Below are 14,593 nucleotides of genomic sequence, written 5' to 3' on the forward strand. Positions count from 1 at the left end.
GATGTCCTTTACTCAAAAGTTGCTCGCGGGCGTCGTCGTTGCCCCACTCGTGTTGTTAGATGCTGAAGCGCTGTGAGGCTTTGTTGTCCGTGGAGGTGTAGCCGTTGGAGATTTCCTGCGTGGAGCGGGCAATCTTTTCCAGGAGCTGCTGGAGTTCACCCAGCGAGGCGTTCCACTTGCGCTGTGCCTGGTCGTAGGAGACCTGAGCCTCACCACCCCACTGGCCGCGCAGCGTGGCAACCTTCTGGTCCAGCTGTTCCAACTCGCTACGAATACTTGTCGCACCGGTACGGATGTTCTCCGACAACGCGGTGACCTGCTCGGGGCGCACACTCATTGATTCCATGACAAAAGTCCTTAAAGTCGTTGAAGAGAAGAGGGGGTTAGTTCATCATCGAGCCGAGGCCCGAGATGGTCTGCTGGTGAGCCTGCTCGGAAGCAGCCTGATCCGACTCGGTGCCACGTAACGCTTCTTCCAACGTCACCAATACGTTGTTCAGCTTGTTGGACTCCTCGTCCCACCGGCTCATCAGACCCGTGAACGACGTGGCTGCGCCACCGGACCAGAAGCTACGCAACTGCTCAATTTCGGAGCGAACCGTCTTGATTTGCTTCTCAATGTTTTCCTTAGCAGTGTTTACTGCCTCCGCACCCTTGCGTAGTGCGCCTTCTTCGGCGGAAATAACCTGAGCCATGACCACACCTCCCTGAGTAGATTCACGCCACCCCTACCGGAACGACCACTCGAACAATACCGACCGCAACCTCCCAACCGCAACAGCACAACGTAGTCATTTTTGTGGAATTACCTACACTCTGACTGCTACTGTCCAACGTGAGCGATTGACCATAGAATGTGGCGAGTCCGGCCGTACGCCCGCCACGATGACTGGCCGCCGAGCAGGTGCCCAAGGGGAGGAAGTCAACGTGTCGCAATCCGTTGGAGTAGCGAGCGCTCTCGTGCGAGTCTCCGTGCTCATCGACGACCGTCAACTGGACGTGGGAATCGCGGCGAGTGTGCCTCTAATTGAGGTACTTCCGGGATTCGCGCGCAGCCTCGGAGTGCTGGACCCCGCGCTGGTTCACGGCGGCTACGCCCTGCAGCGCGCGGACGGCACCACGCTCGATGCGAGCTTGAGCGCCACGGCGCAGGGAGTCCGTGACGGCGACCTCCTCGCACTTCTACGTGGCACGGCCTTTGAAGAGCCGCGCGTGTATGACGATGTAACCGAGGCGGTGCTTGACGCCACGAGCGAGCAGCATGGCGCGTGGACGCCCCGCGACAACACGCGCACCGCGCTGGCGGTGAGCCTCACCTTTTTAACCCTGTGCGCAGTGCTGCTCCTCAGCGCCGGGGACGCGCTGACCATGGCGCCCCTCATCGCCGGCGGTGGCGCGGTGGTCCTCCTCGCGGCATCGGCCGTGTTGGGGCGCCTCGGACAGGGGGAGTCTGGGCAGGCGTTTGGGCTCGCCGCGGCCCTCTTCGCCGGAATCGCCGGCTTCACGGGAGTCTCTGGCATCAGCGTATGGGGGTGGCCACTGGCAGCAGCAGCCGGGGGCGCTATGCTCGCCGGCGCAGTCTCCTTTGCCCTCACCCCCCGCCGGCCGGAAACCAATCTGATCCCCATTGTCTGGGGACTGATCGTGGGAATTCCCGCGTTGGTCTCGGGGCTGATCCCGGACGCGACGCTTCCTGCGTACGCGATCATGGTCGCGCTCGCCGGCGCGCTGGGCAACCTGCTGCCGTGGCTGGCTTTGAGTTCCACGCGCATCCGGGTGATCTCCCCTCAAAGCGATCAAGAAATTTTCGCGGTTCAGGGGCCCATAGACGCCGAGGCCGTGAAGGCTCGCGCCGCGGCCGGCGCCCGGGTGCTCAACTCGTTGCGCATGGCCGTGGGCCTTGCCGCGCTGGTCGCCACACCGCTGGTTGCCGGCGCCAACACCGCCGGCGCCATCCTCACCGCATTCGTGTTCGTGGGCATGATGTTCCAGTCGCGGCAGGTTTACGCGCGGGCCTCGGTCATGGTGGTGATGACCTTGGGAGCGGTGGGACTGGCCGCGACCGCCCTGACTGTCTCCTTTGAGCAGCCCAGCTTGCGCACGCCGTTGCTGATTGTGTTGCTCGCGGCTACCGCGATTCTTGTGGCCCTGACGCTGCTGAGCCCCGGCGCGCGGCTGCGGCTGGCGCGCATGGCGGACTCCGTTGAGATTCTGGTGCTGGTGGCGATGCTTCCGCTGGGTATTCTCGCAGCCGGCTGGGCGTAGCCAATGGCGTCCAAGAAGGACCTGATTGAGGCCCAGGGGTTTAGTCGCCGACGCCTGCTGACTGCCTTTACCGCGGGCGCTCCCGGCGGCAAGGAACTCGAGCCTGCCAAGCCGATGCGCGCGGTGGTCGCGGGCATCGCGCTCGCCACGCTGGTCGTGGTGGGAGGAATCTTCTATGGCCTCTTCAAGCCGGGCCTGCCCACCGGCTGGGAGACCAACCGGCTGATTTTGGTGAGCGACACGGGGTCGCGATACTTCACGCAGGATGAGGAGCTGTTCCCGGTCATCAACACGACCAGCGCTCGCCTGCTGGTGCCAGACGGCGACCTCACGGTAATCAGCACCGACAGTGGCTCGTTGGCGGACATCCCCGTGGGCCCCAGCATCGGCATTGTGGGCGCGCCTGACGACGTCCCGGCGGCGACGGACCTGGTAAATGTGGGCTGGACGGCCTGCCCGGCTCCCGCCGGCACGGCACTGACTCTCGCCGGCGACGCCTCGCCCGCCCCGGTGGGCACGGGCATCGTAGTGATGAACGGCGGTAAGACCTTTGTGGTTTCAGGCGGCTACTCGTACGCAGTAGACCCGGTGGGCAATGCCACCGTGGACTCCTTGCTGCGCGAGGTGGGGTTGGTCGAGGCCACCGCGACCGAGGTAGAAAGCCGCTGGCTCAACCTCTTCGACAAAGGCGCCCCGCTGGCGCCAGTGACAGTGGCCAGCGAGGGAGTAACGGTCCCCGGGACCAACCTGCGCGTAGGGGAAGTCGTGACGCCTCAGGGTGGTCCGGAACGATTCCTGGTGACTCCTGCCGGAGAACTCGCGTCGCTGACGCCGCTCGCCTATCAGCTGTACCTGCTTGGCTCCGGTAAGAACATGGGCGCCGCTCGTGAGGTGGCACCAGGGGACCTTCTTGGCCGGGACACTGCGACCGACCCTGGCTTTGGTCAGCATTGGCCAATTGACAAGCTGACTGCTGTGGCCGCCGGTTCCGCGCCGTGCGCGTTACTGGAGCAGGGGGACACCGCTTCCACCGCGCTCGCCTTGGCCCCCTCAGCGCCCGAATCCGGCGGCATCGCGGTGCCCGCGCACGGCGGCGCGCTGGTGGCCGCAGGTGCCGCGGATGGCAACTCCGTTTTTCAGGTGCTCCTAGTAGACGAGTCCGGCACGGCGTACCCGATCGCGGGTACGGACGACGAGGTCTTGGTGCGTCTGGGCTATGCGCCGGCTGACGTGAGCCCCGTCCCCAGCGCGTGGATGCAGTTCTTTGCCGCTGGACCGGACCTGAGCGTCGCCGCCGCGGGCTCCACTCCCCAAGGCAACGTGGTCGTCACGGGGGACGCCTCCGAGCCCTCCTCCGCGGAGCCCGCCACGGCGTCGGCTGCTAGTTTTCCCGCAGGCTCGTTGGGGTCCCCGCTGGCCGTTGATGCAGTCGAGGCGGGGGGGCAGTGCGAGCCCGGCACGGTGGTTTTTGACCCGGACAGCCCCCAGGCCTTGAAGTCATTGCAGCAGGACCGGGCCGCGACCATCGCCACCGGCGCGGGGGTGACTGTAGCGGTGGTGGATTCCGGGATTGATGCGCAAAATGCGCACCTCCAGGGTGTGGTGGTGGACGGCGTGAACTTGGTGGGCGATGACCAGGACGCTAAGGGCATGACGGATCTGATGGGCCACGGCACCGCGATCGCGGGGGTGATTGCCGCGCAGGCGGTGGATGGCTCCGGTGTGGTGGGGGTGGCGCCGGACGCGAAGCTACTGTCGGTGCGCGTGTATCGCGGTACGGATAAGGATTCCGTTGAGGCGGGGCACGGGCCCGCTAATGCCAAGGTGGCGGAGGGAATTCGCTGGGCAGTTGACCACGGCGCCACCATTGTGAATGTGTCGCTCAGCGGCGATCTTGACGACCAGGACTTGCGTGCGGCGGTCGAGTACGCGGATGCGCAAGGCGTGCTGGTGGTGGCCAGCGCCGGCAACCGCAACACGACGGATGTGAAACTGGACTCCGCCCGCTATCCCGCCGCATACCCGCAGGCGCTTGCCGTGACCGCGCTAGACAACGAAGCCCGGCCAACCGTTGACTCTATTCACGGGTCCCACGTCGAGGTGGGAGCACCCGGGCAGTCGGTGCTGACGGCCACCACCGGTGGCGGCGACTGTCTCTATAACGACACGGAGGCGTCCTCCAGTTACGCGACGGCCTACGCCAGCGGAGCCAGCGCGCTGCTCGCGCAAGCGTGGGCCAACGAGACGCCCGGTCAGTGGCAGTACAGACTTATGGCCAGCGCGTCGCGCGGCAACCCAGACGCCCGTGATGACTTGGTGGGGTGGGGAGCGATTCAGCCCTACGACGCCATGGTGATGGTGCCGGGCGATGACGTTCGAGGGCCCGCGAGCCCGGTTATGCAGCAGGCAGCGCTGACGGTGCCCCCACCTTCCGTGGCGCTCACGTCGCAGACCGTGGACTCGCCTTTTGACGACACGCGCGCCATGGCTATTACCGCCGGAATTGGCGCGGCGGTGGTGCTAGGAACGCTGGGCACGCTGCTGGTCTACCGGCGCCGGTCAGACGTAGTCTCCGAGCCGGTCGAGCAGGGTGACGGCCTGCTTGACTCGATGCGCGGAGAATCCACGCGCATCAACTAGTGCGCAGTTGCGATATTTCCCTTAAGTCGCGTTGCTTTGCGGGTGACGTCACGAAGGAAACCTACGGTCGCCCCTGTTCCACGAGCACGAGCACTGCTCGATCCGTCAGCGCGACGGGTTCCTGGTTTGCTAGGCAGATTCGCGCTTGCGGTTCTCTAATATGACAAGGGTGACGACTGTGCCACCAATGACCAGCAGGACCACGAGTGCGATGATCGAGGGCGCGAGCCAGCCGGGTGTGCCCGTCGACTTGGACGCGGAAGCTGTCGCCGCGGGAGTGCTGCTCAGCGCATCGGACGGTTGGGCGGAGGCTAGCGGTGTGGATGTTGGGCTTGCGCTCGGTGATGGCGACAGTGACGCGGTGCCAGTCAGCTCGGCCGGCGAGGGAATGCCGTCCTCTTCGAGCAGTGGGTTGGTATCGGGATACAGCGACGGGTCACCTGCCAGCAGGTTGATCGTGTCGACGCTTCCGTAACCGTGAAGCAACGTGGAGTCAAAATAAATCTCGTGGGGGGCATCCACAATCAGTGTTGTGGAGCAACAACTGCAGAATCTGGTTGCCGGAGGCGTCGGGGAACTTATGCATAACGAGGGCCAGGTTCCCTGCTGTGATGGGTGTCGCGTACGACGTGCCGCTGCCGATGCGCTGGCGGTTCCATTTGCCGTCTGCGCCCTGAAGCGCGACGTCCTGACCTGGTGCGACCACGTCAATATATGTTGATCTGTTCGGGTCACCATTGGAGTCCAGGCCCGCCAGGCCATCGCGGTCAAAAGACCCCACTCCCAATACTCCGTTAAAAGGGTTTAGCGCTTCGCTGCCGAGCACAGTGGAGTCATTCGGCGTGGCCGCCAGCACAATCACCTGGTTGCGGATGGCGTAGGTGAGTGCCTCGTCTAACTGCTGGCTACCCCCAGGGAACTCGAGAACGAAAGGATGCGCGCGCCGCGGTCCACCGCGTCCACGATGGCAGGGGGCACCACCGCGTCCACATACTTGACTGCTCCGTCACCGGGTGCGAAGCAGGGATCCTCGATGGGCATCCTTAGTCCGTAGAACAGTACGGTCGCGCCGGGCGCTACACCCGTGATGCCGTCTTGACCCGAATAGCCCTTGCCGGTGCCTGAAATTTTGAGCACGTTGTTGGTGCCGTGGGAGGCAAGTTCCAGGTCGTCTGTGTCAACTGGTTGTAGATTACCGTCGCTATCCGCGCACAGAGAATCAGGCATGACGTCTACGCTCGCGTCTTGCAAAGCGGGGACAACGGTATTGATCGCATCGTCGAAGACCGCAATGGTCACCCCCCGAGCCGTCGATGCCCTGGTCGTGAACATCGTTGATTCCATAGCCGCTCATGAACCACTCGCCGTCATCCACAACGGAGGCCGAGGCGGGCAGACCCGCCGCGAGCAGCCCCACGATTGTCAACGCGGCTACGGCAGGCAGCCGTTTGCGGCAAAACTGAGGATTCATGACCCGCCGCCGATCATTTTGGCCGCGTGCTCGCGAATACAGAAACCTTCGGACTGCACGACGTTACGCATGGGTAGACCCCTTGGCGATTCTCAACGGCCTGCGGCGGCTTGCGTCAAGCAAAGCCGGGCAGTGGCCCTACGGCGAGGCCACTCGAACACTAACGGCACTCGGTCGCTTGGACCAATATTTCCGAAGCGAAAATCTTGTAGTGTTCCTCACACTCGGCGCGCGCCGCAGTGGGTGCGCTAGGCGCTGGCGACCAGCCAGGCCGGCGCGAGCGCGGCGGCGATGTCGTCCCAGAGGTCCACGGGTGCGGTCAGGAGCGGGGCGCCCTGAACGCCGGGGAGGTACTCGCTGCCGTCCAGGCGACGCACGGCGAAGCCCGCCTCGCGGACAATCGCCGCGGCGGGGGCGTGATCCCAGGCGTGCGTGCGGGAGAACAGCACGTAGTCGGTGCGGCCCTCGAGCAGGTCCGCGTAGTCCCACCCGGCGCACATGCGCGGCTCGGACGCTGTGCCGACGGACTCCTGTCCTGCGCGCAGCGCGTCACGTGCCCCCCCTACTTAATTAAGACGGCGTTCCCTTGCCTCTGCGTGAGGCAATAACGACGGCAACAATGCCGCTTCCGGCGACGAGTACTACGGCAACAATGATCAGCGGCCACAACCACCCAGGCGTGCCGGACGAGCCCGCGTCAATAGGTGAGGCGCTTGGGGTGCTACTTGGAGAGTTGGTGGCTTCGGGCGCCGTCGAGGCGCTCATGCTCGGGGTAGGTGACGGAGTCACCTCTGGCGTGAGCTCTGCCGGACTCGGCGTCCCGTCCTCGGTCAACAGCGGGTTCACGTCCGGGTACTGCAACGCGTCGTCAGCGAGCAGACTGATGGTGTCGACGCTGCCGTAACCACTCTCGTAATCCATAGTGTCGTAGTAGATCTCGTGGGGGGTGTCGACGTCCGTGTTGTGCAGTAGCAACTGAAGAATCTGATTGCCGGTCGCTCCGGGGTTGTGCTGCATCGCTAGGGCGAGGTTCGCCGCGGTGATGGGCGTCGAGTATGAGGTCCCGCTACCGATGCGCTGGCGGTCCCACGCGCCGTCGGCGCCCTGCAACGCCACGTCCTGACCGGGGGCGACGACGTCGATGAAGGATGTCGCGTTGGGTTCCCCATCGGAATCCGTGCCGGCTTCGCCGTCGGGGCCAAGCGAGCCTATGCCCATGACGCCGTTGAAGAGGTTGAGAGTTTCGCTGGACTCTTGCCTCGTGTCGTTAGACGTGGCTGCCAGGACGATGACTTGGTGCCGGATGGCGTACGCCAGTGCGTCTTCGAGGGGGCCAGCATAGCCAGCGGCAAACGACAAGGAGACGATGCGTGCGCCACGATCAACTGCGTCGACGATGGCGGGGCCGACGAGATTCTCAGAAAAGACCTTCTTGCCGGTACCTGGCGTGAAGCAATCTTCGAGGATGTCCATGCCACGCCCGTAGAACAACACTGATGCGCCTGGGGCCACACCCGTGATGCCGTCCTGACCGGGGTACCCTTCGCCGGTGCCCGCAATCTTGAGCACAATATTGGTGCCGTGGGAGGCAAGTTCCAGGTCATCGGTGTCGACGGGCAAGAGCTCGCCGTCGCTGTCCGCGCACAGCGAGTCCGGCATCACTGTGACGTCCGCACCTTGAAGCGCGGGCACGTCCGAGTTGATCGCGTCATCGATGACAGCGATCGTCACCCCCGACCCATCAATACCCTCGTCGTGGAATTGCGGGACTTCATAGAGGTCCATGTACCACTCGCCGTCATCCACAATGGAGGCCGAGGCGGGCAGACCCGCCGCGAGCAGCCCCACGATCGTCAACGCGGCTACTGCAGGCAGCCGTTTGCGGCAAAATTGAGAATTCATGAGCCGCCGCCGATCATTTTGGCCGCGCGCTCGTGAACACAGAAACCCTCGGACTGAACGACGTCACGCATGGGTAGACCCCTTGGTGATTCTCAATGGCCTGCGGCGGCTTGCGTCAAGCAAAGCCGGGCAGTGGCGCTACGGCGAGGCCACTCGAACACTAACGGCACTCGGTCGCTTGGACCAACATTTCCGAAGCGAAAATCTTGTAGTGTTCCTCACACTCGGCGCGCGCCGCAGTGGGTGCACTAGGCGCTGGCGACCAACCAGGCCGGCGCGAGCGCGGCGGCGATGTCGTCCCAGAGGTCGACGGGGGCGGTCAGGAGCGGGGCGCCCTGCACGCCGGGGAGGTACTCGCTGCCGTCCAGGCGTCGCACGGCGAAGCCCGCCTCGCGGACAATGGCGGCGGCGGGGGCGTGATCCCAGGCGTGCGTGCGGGAGAACAGCACGTAGTCGGTGCGGCCCTCGAGCAGGTCCGCATAGTCCCAGCCGGCGCACATGCGCGGCTCGGACGCTGTGCCGACGGACTCTTGACCCGCGCGCAGCGCGTCACTAGCCGCCACATCGACGAGGCGCGCGGACGCGGCTCCCCGCAGGCTGCCCAGGGTGCGCCCGCCGGAGGCCCGGTCTCCCACCACTCGCGGGGTGATCGGCTTCCCGTTCAAGCTCGCACCCTGACCGCGCACCCCTATATATAGGTCGCCGGTCTCGGGGTGCAGGATCCAGCCGGCCTCAGCCACGCCGGACTCCATGTACGCGACCATCACCGCGTACGTCTCTGAGCCGTGCACAAAGTGATAGGTGCCGTCGACGGGGTCGACTACCCACGCGGCCGATGCATCGGCCAGGAGGTCGGGAAGGGTCGGGTCCTCGGCGGTGGCTTCCTCGCCCACAACGGGAACCTCGACGATCTCGCGCAGGCGCCGGGTCAAGAAGATCTCGGCCTGCTTGTCCGCCTCGGTGACGTAGTCGTTGGGACCCTTGAGGGAGATGTCTGACTCGGCCAGCGCGCGGAAGCGGGGGCGGATTTCAGCATCGGCCGCATCGGTCATTGCCAGGGCTACGCGAGTGATGTCCATAGGCCCACTCTGACACCTCAAAGCGTCGAGTTGGTAAACGACCAAACGGAGCCTCGGGTCGCGAGGTTGTGTTCGGTATGTATTCTGTGACCGTCGCACCCCTTAGATTCTGGGGGCGGTACCACCTGATCAGAAAGTAGGTCTCATGACCCGCAAGCTCGTGATTGTCGAGTCGCCCACTAAGGCCGGAACCATCGGCGGCTACCTTGGCGACGACTACGACGTCGTGTCGAGCGTGGGTCATATTCGCGACATCCCGGAGCCCCGGGAGATGCCTGCGGAGGTGAAGAAGGGTCCGTTCGGTAAGTACGGCGTCGACGTCGACAACGGCTTCGAGCCCTACTACCAGGTGTCGGTGCGCGCCAAGAAGACCGTGGCGGATATCAAGCGCCGACTCAAGGACGCCGACGAGCTCTATCTTGCAACTGATGAGGACCGCGAAGGAGAGGCCATCGCTTGGCACCTGCTCGAGGTGCTCAAGCCCAAGGTGCCCGTGAAGCGCCTGGCATTCCACGAGATCACCCGCGAGGGCATCGAGCGAGCCATGGCCGCGCCGCGCGACATCGACATGGAGATGGTGGAGGCGCAGGAGACGCGCCGCATCCTCGACCGCCTGTATGGCTGGGACATGTCCGACGTGATGCGCCGCAAGGTCGGCCAGGGCTCGAGCGCCGGTCGCGTGCAGTCCGTCGCGCTGCGACTCGTGGTGGACCGCGAGCGGGAGCGCATGGCGTTCCAGTCCGCGGAGTACTGGGACCTCACGGCGACGTTTGCCGCCAAGGCAGGGCCCGATGCTGGGACGCGCTTTGTGGCCAAGCTCGCCAAGGTGGACGGCGCCCGCGTCGCGAGCGGCAAGGACTTCGACGACCGTGGCGTGCTCACGTCGGACAAGGCCCACCACCTAACCGCCGGCGCGGCGGGTGCGCTGGCAGCCGGCCTCGCTAACGCAGACTTCTCCGTGACCAACGTGGCCTCGAAGCCGTACAAGAAGCGCCCGGTCGCGCCGTTCATCACGTCGTCGCTGATCCAGGAGGCCAGCCGCAAGCTGAGCCTGGGTGCGCGTCAGGCCATGGGCGTCGCACAGGCCCTGTACCAGCAGGGTTACATCACCTATATGCGTTCGGACTCGCCCACGCTGTCGGGCGAGGCCATCAAGGCCGCCCGCTCGCAGGCCATCGAACTCTTCGGCTCGGACTCCGTGCCCACCTCGCCGCGCGTCTACGCATCGGCCGACTCGAACGCCCAGGAGGCGCACGAGGCCATCCGCCCGTCAGGCGACAAGTTCCGCACCCCCGAATCGCTGCGCACGCAGCTGCGCGGCGACGAATTCCGCATGTACGAGATGATCTGGAAGCGCACGCTCGCCTCCCAGATGGCCGATGCCGTCGGCACCACCTCGACCATCACGATCGGCGCGAAGTCCTCGGTCGGTCACTTTGCCGAATTCACCAAGTCGGGCACCATCCTGACCTCGCCCGGCTTCCGCGCGCTGTACATCGAGACCACGGAGAAGGCCCGCTACGAGGACGACGAAGGTAAGCAGCCCGGCGACGGCGACTCCCGTCTGCCGCAGGTAACCGAGGGCGACGCGGTCGACGCGAGCGACCTCGAGCCTCTGACCCACGCGACCAACCCGCCGCCCCGCTTCACGCAGGGCGCAATGATCAAGGAACTTGAGGACCGCAAGCTCGGTCGTCCGTCGACGTACGCGTCGACCGTGGACACGATCATCTCCCGCGGCTACGTGCACATCGAGCGCCGCAACCTGGTGCCCACGTGGCTGGCGTTCTCCATCGTCGGCCTGCTCGAGGAGCACTTCCCATCCCTGGTGGACTATGGCTTCACCGCCGAGATGGAAGCCGGCCTGGACCGTATTGCCGCGGGCGACCGCGCCATGAAGGACTGGCTTCAGGAGTTCTACTTTGGTAGCCCCGACGTCACGCAGCAGGGCCTTCGTCAGCTGCTTGAGAACATGGGCGAGATCGACGCCCGCGCCATCAACACTTTCCAGATCGGCGACGGCATCGCGGCGCGCAACGGCCGCTACGGCCCGTACGTCGAGCGCGAGGTAGACGGGGAGGCGCAGCGCGCCTCAATCCCAGAGGACCTGGCGCCCGACGAGCTCACCGTGGCCAAGGCCGAGGAACTGTTCGCCACGCAGGGCGGCGACGAGCGTGAGCTTGGCGCACACCCCGAGACCGGCCGCACCATCGTCGCCAAGGCGGGTCGTTTTGGCCCGTACGTGACGGAGGTTTTGCCCGAGGACTCCAAGGACCGGCCCAAGACGGCGTCGCTGTTCAAGTCGATGCAGCTCGAGACCATCGGCCTGGACGACGCTGTCGTGCTCATGAGCCTGCCCCGAGTTGTGGGCGTCGACCCCGAGGACAGCTCCGAGATCACCGCGCAGAACGGCCGCTACGGCCCGTACCTGAAGAAGGGCACGGACTCGCGCACGCTCGAGGACGAGGGGCAGCTGCTCGACATCACCCTCGAAGAGGCGCTGGCTATCTACGCGCAGCCCAAGCGCGGCCGCGGTCGCACCGCTGCGCCGCCGCTCAAGGAGCTGGGCACTGACCCGGCGAGCGAGAAGCCGATTGTCATCAAGGCCGGCCGTTTTGGTGAGTACATCACCGACGGCGAGACCAACGTGACCATTCCGCGCGGCGAGACCGTGGACGAGATGAACCACGAGCGCGCAGTCGAGTTGCTGGCCGACAAGCGTGCCAAGGGTCCCGCCAAGAAGAAGCGCGCGCCTGCCAAGAAGAAGCCGGCGGCCAAGAAGGCGCCTGCTAAGAAGGCCGCCCCCAAGAAGGCGACGGCGACGACCGCCGCAGCTAAGAAGCCTGCGGCCAAGAAAGCACCGGCCAAGAAGCCGGCCGCAAAGAAGGCCCCGGTCAAGAAGGCCGCTCCCGAGAAGGAGTAGTCGCACCACAACGCTTTTGGTCGCTCCCTCGTTAGTGTGTTGACGAGGGGGGCAGACGTGACAGCGAGCGACCAGCTACTAGGCGAGATGCTCGACCGCGCCTCGTCGCGCCTGGCCGCCTACGGCTACCTCCTCACGGGGTCGCAGCACGCCGGCGAGGACCTTGTTCAGGACTCGATCGTCAAGGTGTTTTCACGGCGCCGCCGCATCCCCAACGCGCAAGCGGCCGAGGGGTACGTGCGCGCCGCGATGCGCTCCGTTCACATCGACAGGATGCGCCGCGAGAAGGTGTGGCGACGCATCGCACCGGGGCAGGTTGCCCGCGACGACGTACCCGACCACGCCGACCGAATCGCGACGGCCGATGCGTTGGGCGCCGCCTTGGCGACGCTCACCCCGCAGCAACGGACGGCGGTGGTGCTGCGCTACTACGACGACCTGACGGTTCCAGCCGTGGCCGCGCAGATGAGGCTGGCCGAGGGCACCGTGAAGAGATACCTGTCGGAGGCGCTGGGCCGGCTCGCGATCGCGGTAGGGGAAGACGCGTTCGACGTTGAGTACGCGTCAGTTGAAGATGGGAAGGGCCGGTCATGAACCTTCACGACGAGCTAGGACGCCACGGCGCCGATGCCGCGGCAGAGTCAGCCGGCAGGCTTGAGTCCGCGCAGGTTCGCGCGACGCTGGGTGACCGAGTGCGGCGAGGCCGTCGCAGGCGGGCGCTCGGCGGTGCCGGTGCCGGTGCTGTTGTGGCGCTCGCGATTGTCGGGCTGCTCGCCCTTGTGCCGTTGGGCAATGACGACCCCAAGCTGAGCGAACCCGCTGCGGTCGTCAGCGCCGGTCCCTACGAGTTTGAGGTCGCGCCCGGTTCTCGCGAGGCTGACCCCGAGGTGATGCTCCGTGGAGATACCGCCGTGATGTGCGGCGACACCCTCGACCTCACGCCGGGTGTGACGGTGCACGACGCTGAGGCGCTCGAAAGCGCGATTGAGCTGAGTGCCGAGCTGACGACCCTGCGCGAGACGATGGACACGACGCTGCCTGCGACGCCGGTTCCGCTCGACCTCGACCTTCCCGAGGGACTGACCACGGAGTGGGACCCCAACACCGCTCAGTGGGACGTGGCGCTCGGAGGCGACGTCCGTTCACTTGAGGTGGTCCCGTTGCTGATGGACGGTGAAACGGTCACGGGGGTTGCTTTCGGTATTTCCGCAGGAGGCAGCTCTGGCCCAATTTCATCGAGCTCGGGTGTGCCGATCCCTCGTACCGGGCAGTGCGATCAGTCGCTCGATTCGATCTCGAATGATCCCGGTGACCCGATGGATTCGGTGCTCGTGGCCCAATACTGGGGTGCCCCCACCGCGGCGGGTGGTGACGCTCCTCTGCTCGCGACCATCGTCGTCGACCCTACGCAGCCGGCCACGGCTGGCGCCGGCCTCCCCGGCGCGGAGCTGGTCGGGCCGGACGGTGGCTGGGGCTAGTGGTTTGCGAATTGAGGCGCACTCGCGGGTTACTTGGGATCGTCAGTCGCGGAAGGCCGCGCGCAAGTGTTTGATGCTGCCGCGTGTGGTCAGTCGTCGCCCTATTGCCCACAGCCAGCCCGGGATCAGCACCGCCGCTAGCGCGCGCTGCCACCAGCCGAAGCCGTCGCCTACTGCGGCGGGCCACGTCACGAGCGCCACGAACAGCACCAGCGCGAGAGCGCCAAAGGCCAGTGACGGACGGGCCCAAGCTTCCCACGCATCGGCGCGACGGAAGACGGCCCAGCCGACAAAGCCGAATAGGATTAGCGCGATGAAGGACGCACCCGCGGCCCGGCCGTGGATGAGGCCCTCGAGGCTGTGGGCCTGTGTGCCCAGCGGGTCCGCGCGGAACACGCCTGCTACCAACAGCCCGAGGGCCGCGACCGACGAGAGGGTCGTTAAGGCGTTCGCGCCGCGCGACCTGGGAAGATCGCGCCGCAGCCCGATGCCCGCGGCGGCCCAACCCGCGGCGTTCACGAAGAACGCGGCGCGCATGACCCACGCCCAGTCGCCGCGCGCGTAGTTGGAGATGTAGGCGCTTCCTGGGGTGAGGTCGGGGCGGATGAGGTGAAAGGCCGCGACCGTCCCTATCCACGTGACCGCTCCGACGATCGCGATCGCGCCGAGGGTCCCGGTGCGGATCGGAAGCCTGCGCTTGCCCACGGGGCGTGGCGTGACGGCGCGGAAGATTGGCCGCGTGTCAGTGGTGCGCGTGGCGGAAATGCGCGGGTCAGAAGTTCGCATGCCAACGGTTCGCACGCCGACTCCGAGTGGTTTGGTCTGCCCGACTCCA

Annotated in this window: 14 protein-coding genes; 5 read left to right on the forward strand and 9 right to left on the reverse strand. The window is 65.8% G+C overall.

Features of this window, described 5'->3' with window-relative positions:
- Positions 1 to 55 precede the first annotated feature (55 nt).
- Together ACQU6B_RS01565 and ACQU6B_RS01570 are read right to left on the reverse strand one after the other, a co-directional pair.
- Entirely contained in the window at positions 56 to 346 is a 291-nt protein-coding gene (locus tag ACQU6B_RS01565) for a WXG100 family type VII secretion target (protein ID WP_430868291.1), read from the reverse strand.
- Positions 347 to 383: 37 nt separating this feature from the next.
- Positions 384 to 695 (reverse strand): WXG100 family type VII secretion target, encoded by a 312-nt coding sequence (locus ACQU6B_RS01570; RefSeq protein WP_430868292.1) that lies wholly within the window; start codon positions 693 to 695, stop codon positions 384 to 386.
- A 232-nt stretch (positions 696 to 927) separates the two neighbouring features.
- On the opposite strand from ACQU6B_RS01570, the gene eccD reads away from it, so the two are divergent.
- On the forward strand, positions 928 to 2,265 hold the full coding sequence (gene eccD / locus ACQU6B_RS01575; RefSeq protein WP_430868293.1) for a type VII secretion integral membrane protein EccD: 1,338 nt from the start codon (positions 928 to 930) through the stop codon (positions 2,263 to 2,265).
- A gap of 3 nt (positions 2,266 to 2,268) precedes the next feature.
- The gene (locus ACQU6B_RS01580) at positions 2,269 to 4,905 is read left to right on the forward strand and encodes a type VII secretion protein EccB (protein WP_430868294.1); all 2,637 of its coding nucleotides are present in this window, start codon (positions 2,269 to 2,271) and stop codon (positions 4,903 to 4,905) included.
- Positions 4,906 to 5,034: 129 nt separating this feature from the next.
- On the opposite strand, the gene ACQU6B_RS01585 is transcribed toward ACQU6B_RS01580, so the two are convergent.
- The 6 genes from ACQU6B_RS01585 to ACQU6B_RS01610 all read right to left on the reverse strand — a co-directional run bounded on the left by ACQU6B_RS01585 (position 5,035) and on the right by ACQU6B_RS01610 (position 9,357).
- Complete coding sequence (locus ACQU6B_RS01585) at positions 5,035 to 5,427, reverse strand: hypothetical protein (RefSeq protein ID WP_430868295.1); 393 nt, start codon at positions 5,425 to 5,427, stop codon at positions 5,035 to 5,037.
- Positions 5,399 to 5,767, reverse strand: coding sequence for a S8/S53 family peptidase (locus ACQU6B_RS01590; RefSeq protein WP_430868296.1), 369 nt, complete (start codon positions 5,765 to 5,767; stop codon positions 5,399 to 5,401). The genes ACQU6B_RS01585 and ACQU6B_RS01590 overlap by 29 nt, the downstream gene beginning before the upstream one ends.
- 32 nt (positions 5,768 to 5,799) lie before the next feature.
- Positions 5,800 to 6,237 (reverse strand): S8 family serine peptidase, encoded by a 438-nt coding sequence (locus ACQU6B_RS01595; RefSeq protein ID WP_430868297.1) that lies wholly within the window; start codon positions 6,235 to 6,237, stop codon positions 5,800 to 5,802.
- Between the two features lie 387 nt (positions 6,238 to 6,624).
- The gene (locus tag ACQU6B_RS01600; RefSeq protein ID WP_430868298.1) at positions 6,625 to 6,876 is read right to left on the reverse strand and encodes an inositol monophosphatase family protein; all 252 of its coding nucleotides are present in this window, start codon (positions 6,874 to 6,876) and stop codon (positions 6,625 to 6,627) included.
- Positions 6,877 to 6,946: 70 nt separating this feature from the next.
- Entirely contained in the window at positions 6,947 to 8,278 is a 1,332-nt protein-coding gene (locus ACQU6B_RS01605) for a S8 family peptidase (protein ID WP_430868299.1), read from the reverse strand.
- Positions 8,279 to 8,526: 248 nt separating this feature from the next.
- A complete protein-coding gene (locus tag ACQU6B_RS01610; RefSeq protein ID WP_430868300.1) occupies positions 8,527 to 9,357 on the reverse strand; it encodes an inositol monophosphatase family protein in 831 nt (276 codons plus the stop codon).
- A gap of 145 nt (positions 9,358 to 9,502) precedes the next feature.
- Between ACQU6B_RS01610 and topA the strand changes: the two genes are divergently transcribed.
- From topA to ACQU6B_RS01625, 3 genes are read left to right on the forward strand one after another with little or no spacing between them, the layout of a single operon-like run.
- Complete coding sequence (topA, locus tag ACQU6B_RS01615) at positions 9,503 to 12,280, forward strand: type I DNA topoisomerase (protein ID WP_430868301.1); 2,778 nt, start codon at positions 9,503 to 9,505, stop codon at positions 12,278 to 12,280.
- A gap of 57 nt (positions 12,281 to 12,337) precedes the next feature.
- Entirely contained in the window at positions 12,338 to 12,874 is a 537-nt protein-coding gene (locus ACQU6B_RS01620; RefSeq protein ID WP_430868302.1) for a sigma-70 family RNA polymerase sigma factor, read from the forward strand.
- Positions 12,871 to 13,758 carry a hypothetical protein gene (locus tag ACQU6B_RS01625; RefSeq protein WP_430868303.1) on the forward strand — a complete coding sequence of 296 codons (888 nt, stop codon included), beginning with the start codon at positions 12,871 to 12,873 and terminating at the stop codon, positions 13,756 to 13,758. Before ACQU6B_RS01620 ends, ACQU6B_RS01625 begins: the two co-directional genes overlap by 4 nt.
- Positions 13,759 to 13,800: 42 nt before the next feature.
- Here the strand turns inward: ACQU6B_RS01625 and ACQU6B_RS01630 are convergent, their stop codons facing one another.
- The gene (locus ACQU6B_RS01630) at positions 13,801 to 14,544 is read right to left on the reverse strand and encodes a DUF998 domain-containing protein (protein ID WP_430868304.1); all 744 of its coding nucleotides are present in this window, start codon (positions 14,542 to 14,544) and stop codon (positions 13,801 to 13,803) included.
- Between the last annotated feature and the right edge of the window lie 49 nt (positions 14,545 to 14,593).

Source organism: Demequina aurantiaca (assembly GCF_050598105.1).
Lineage (GTDB): Bacteria > Actinomycetota > Actinomycetes > Actinomycetales > Demequinaceae > Demequina > Demequina aurantiaca_A.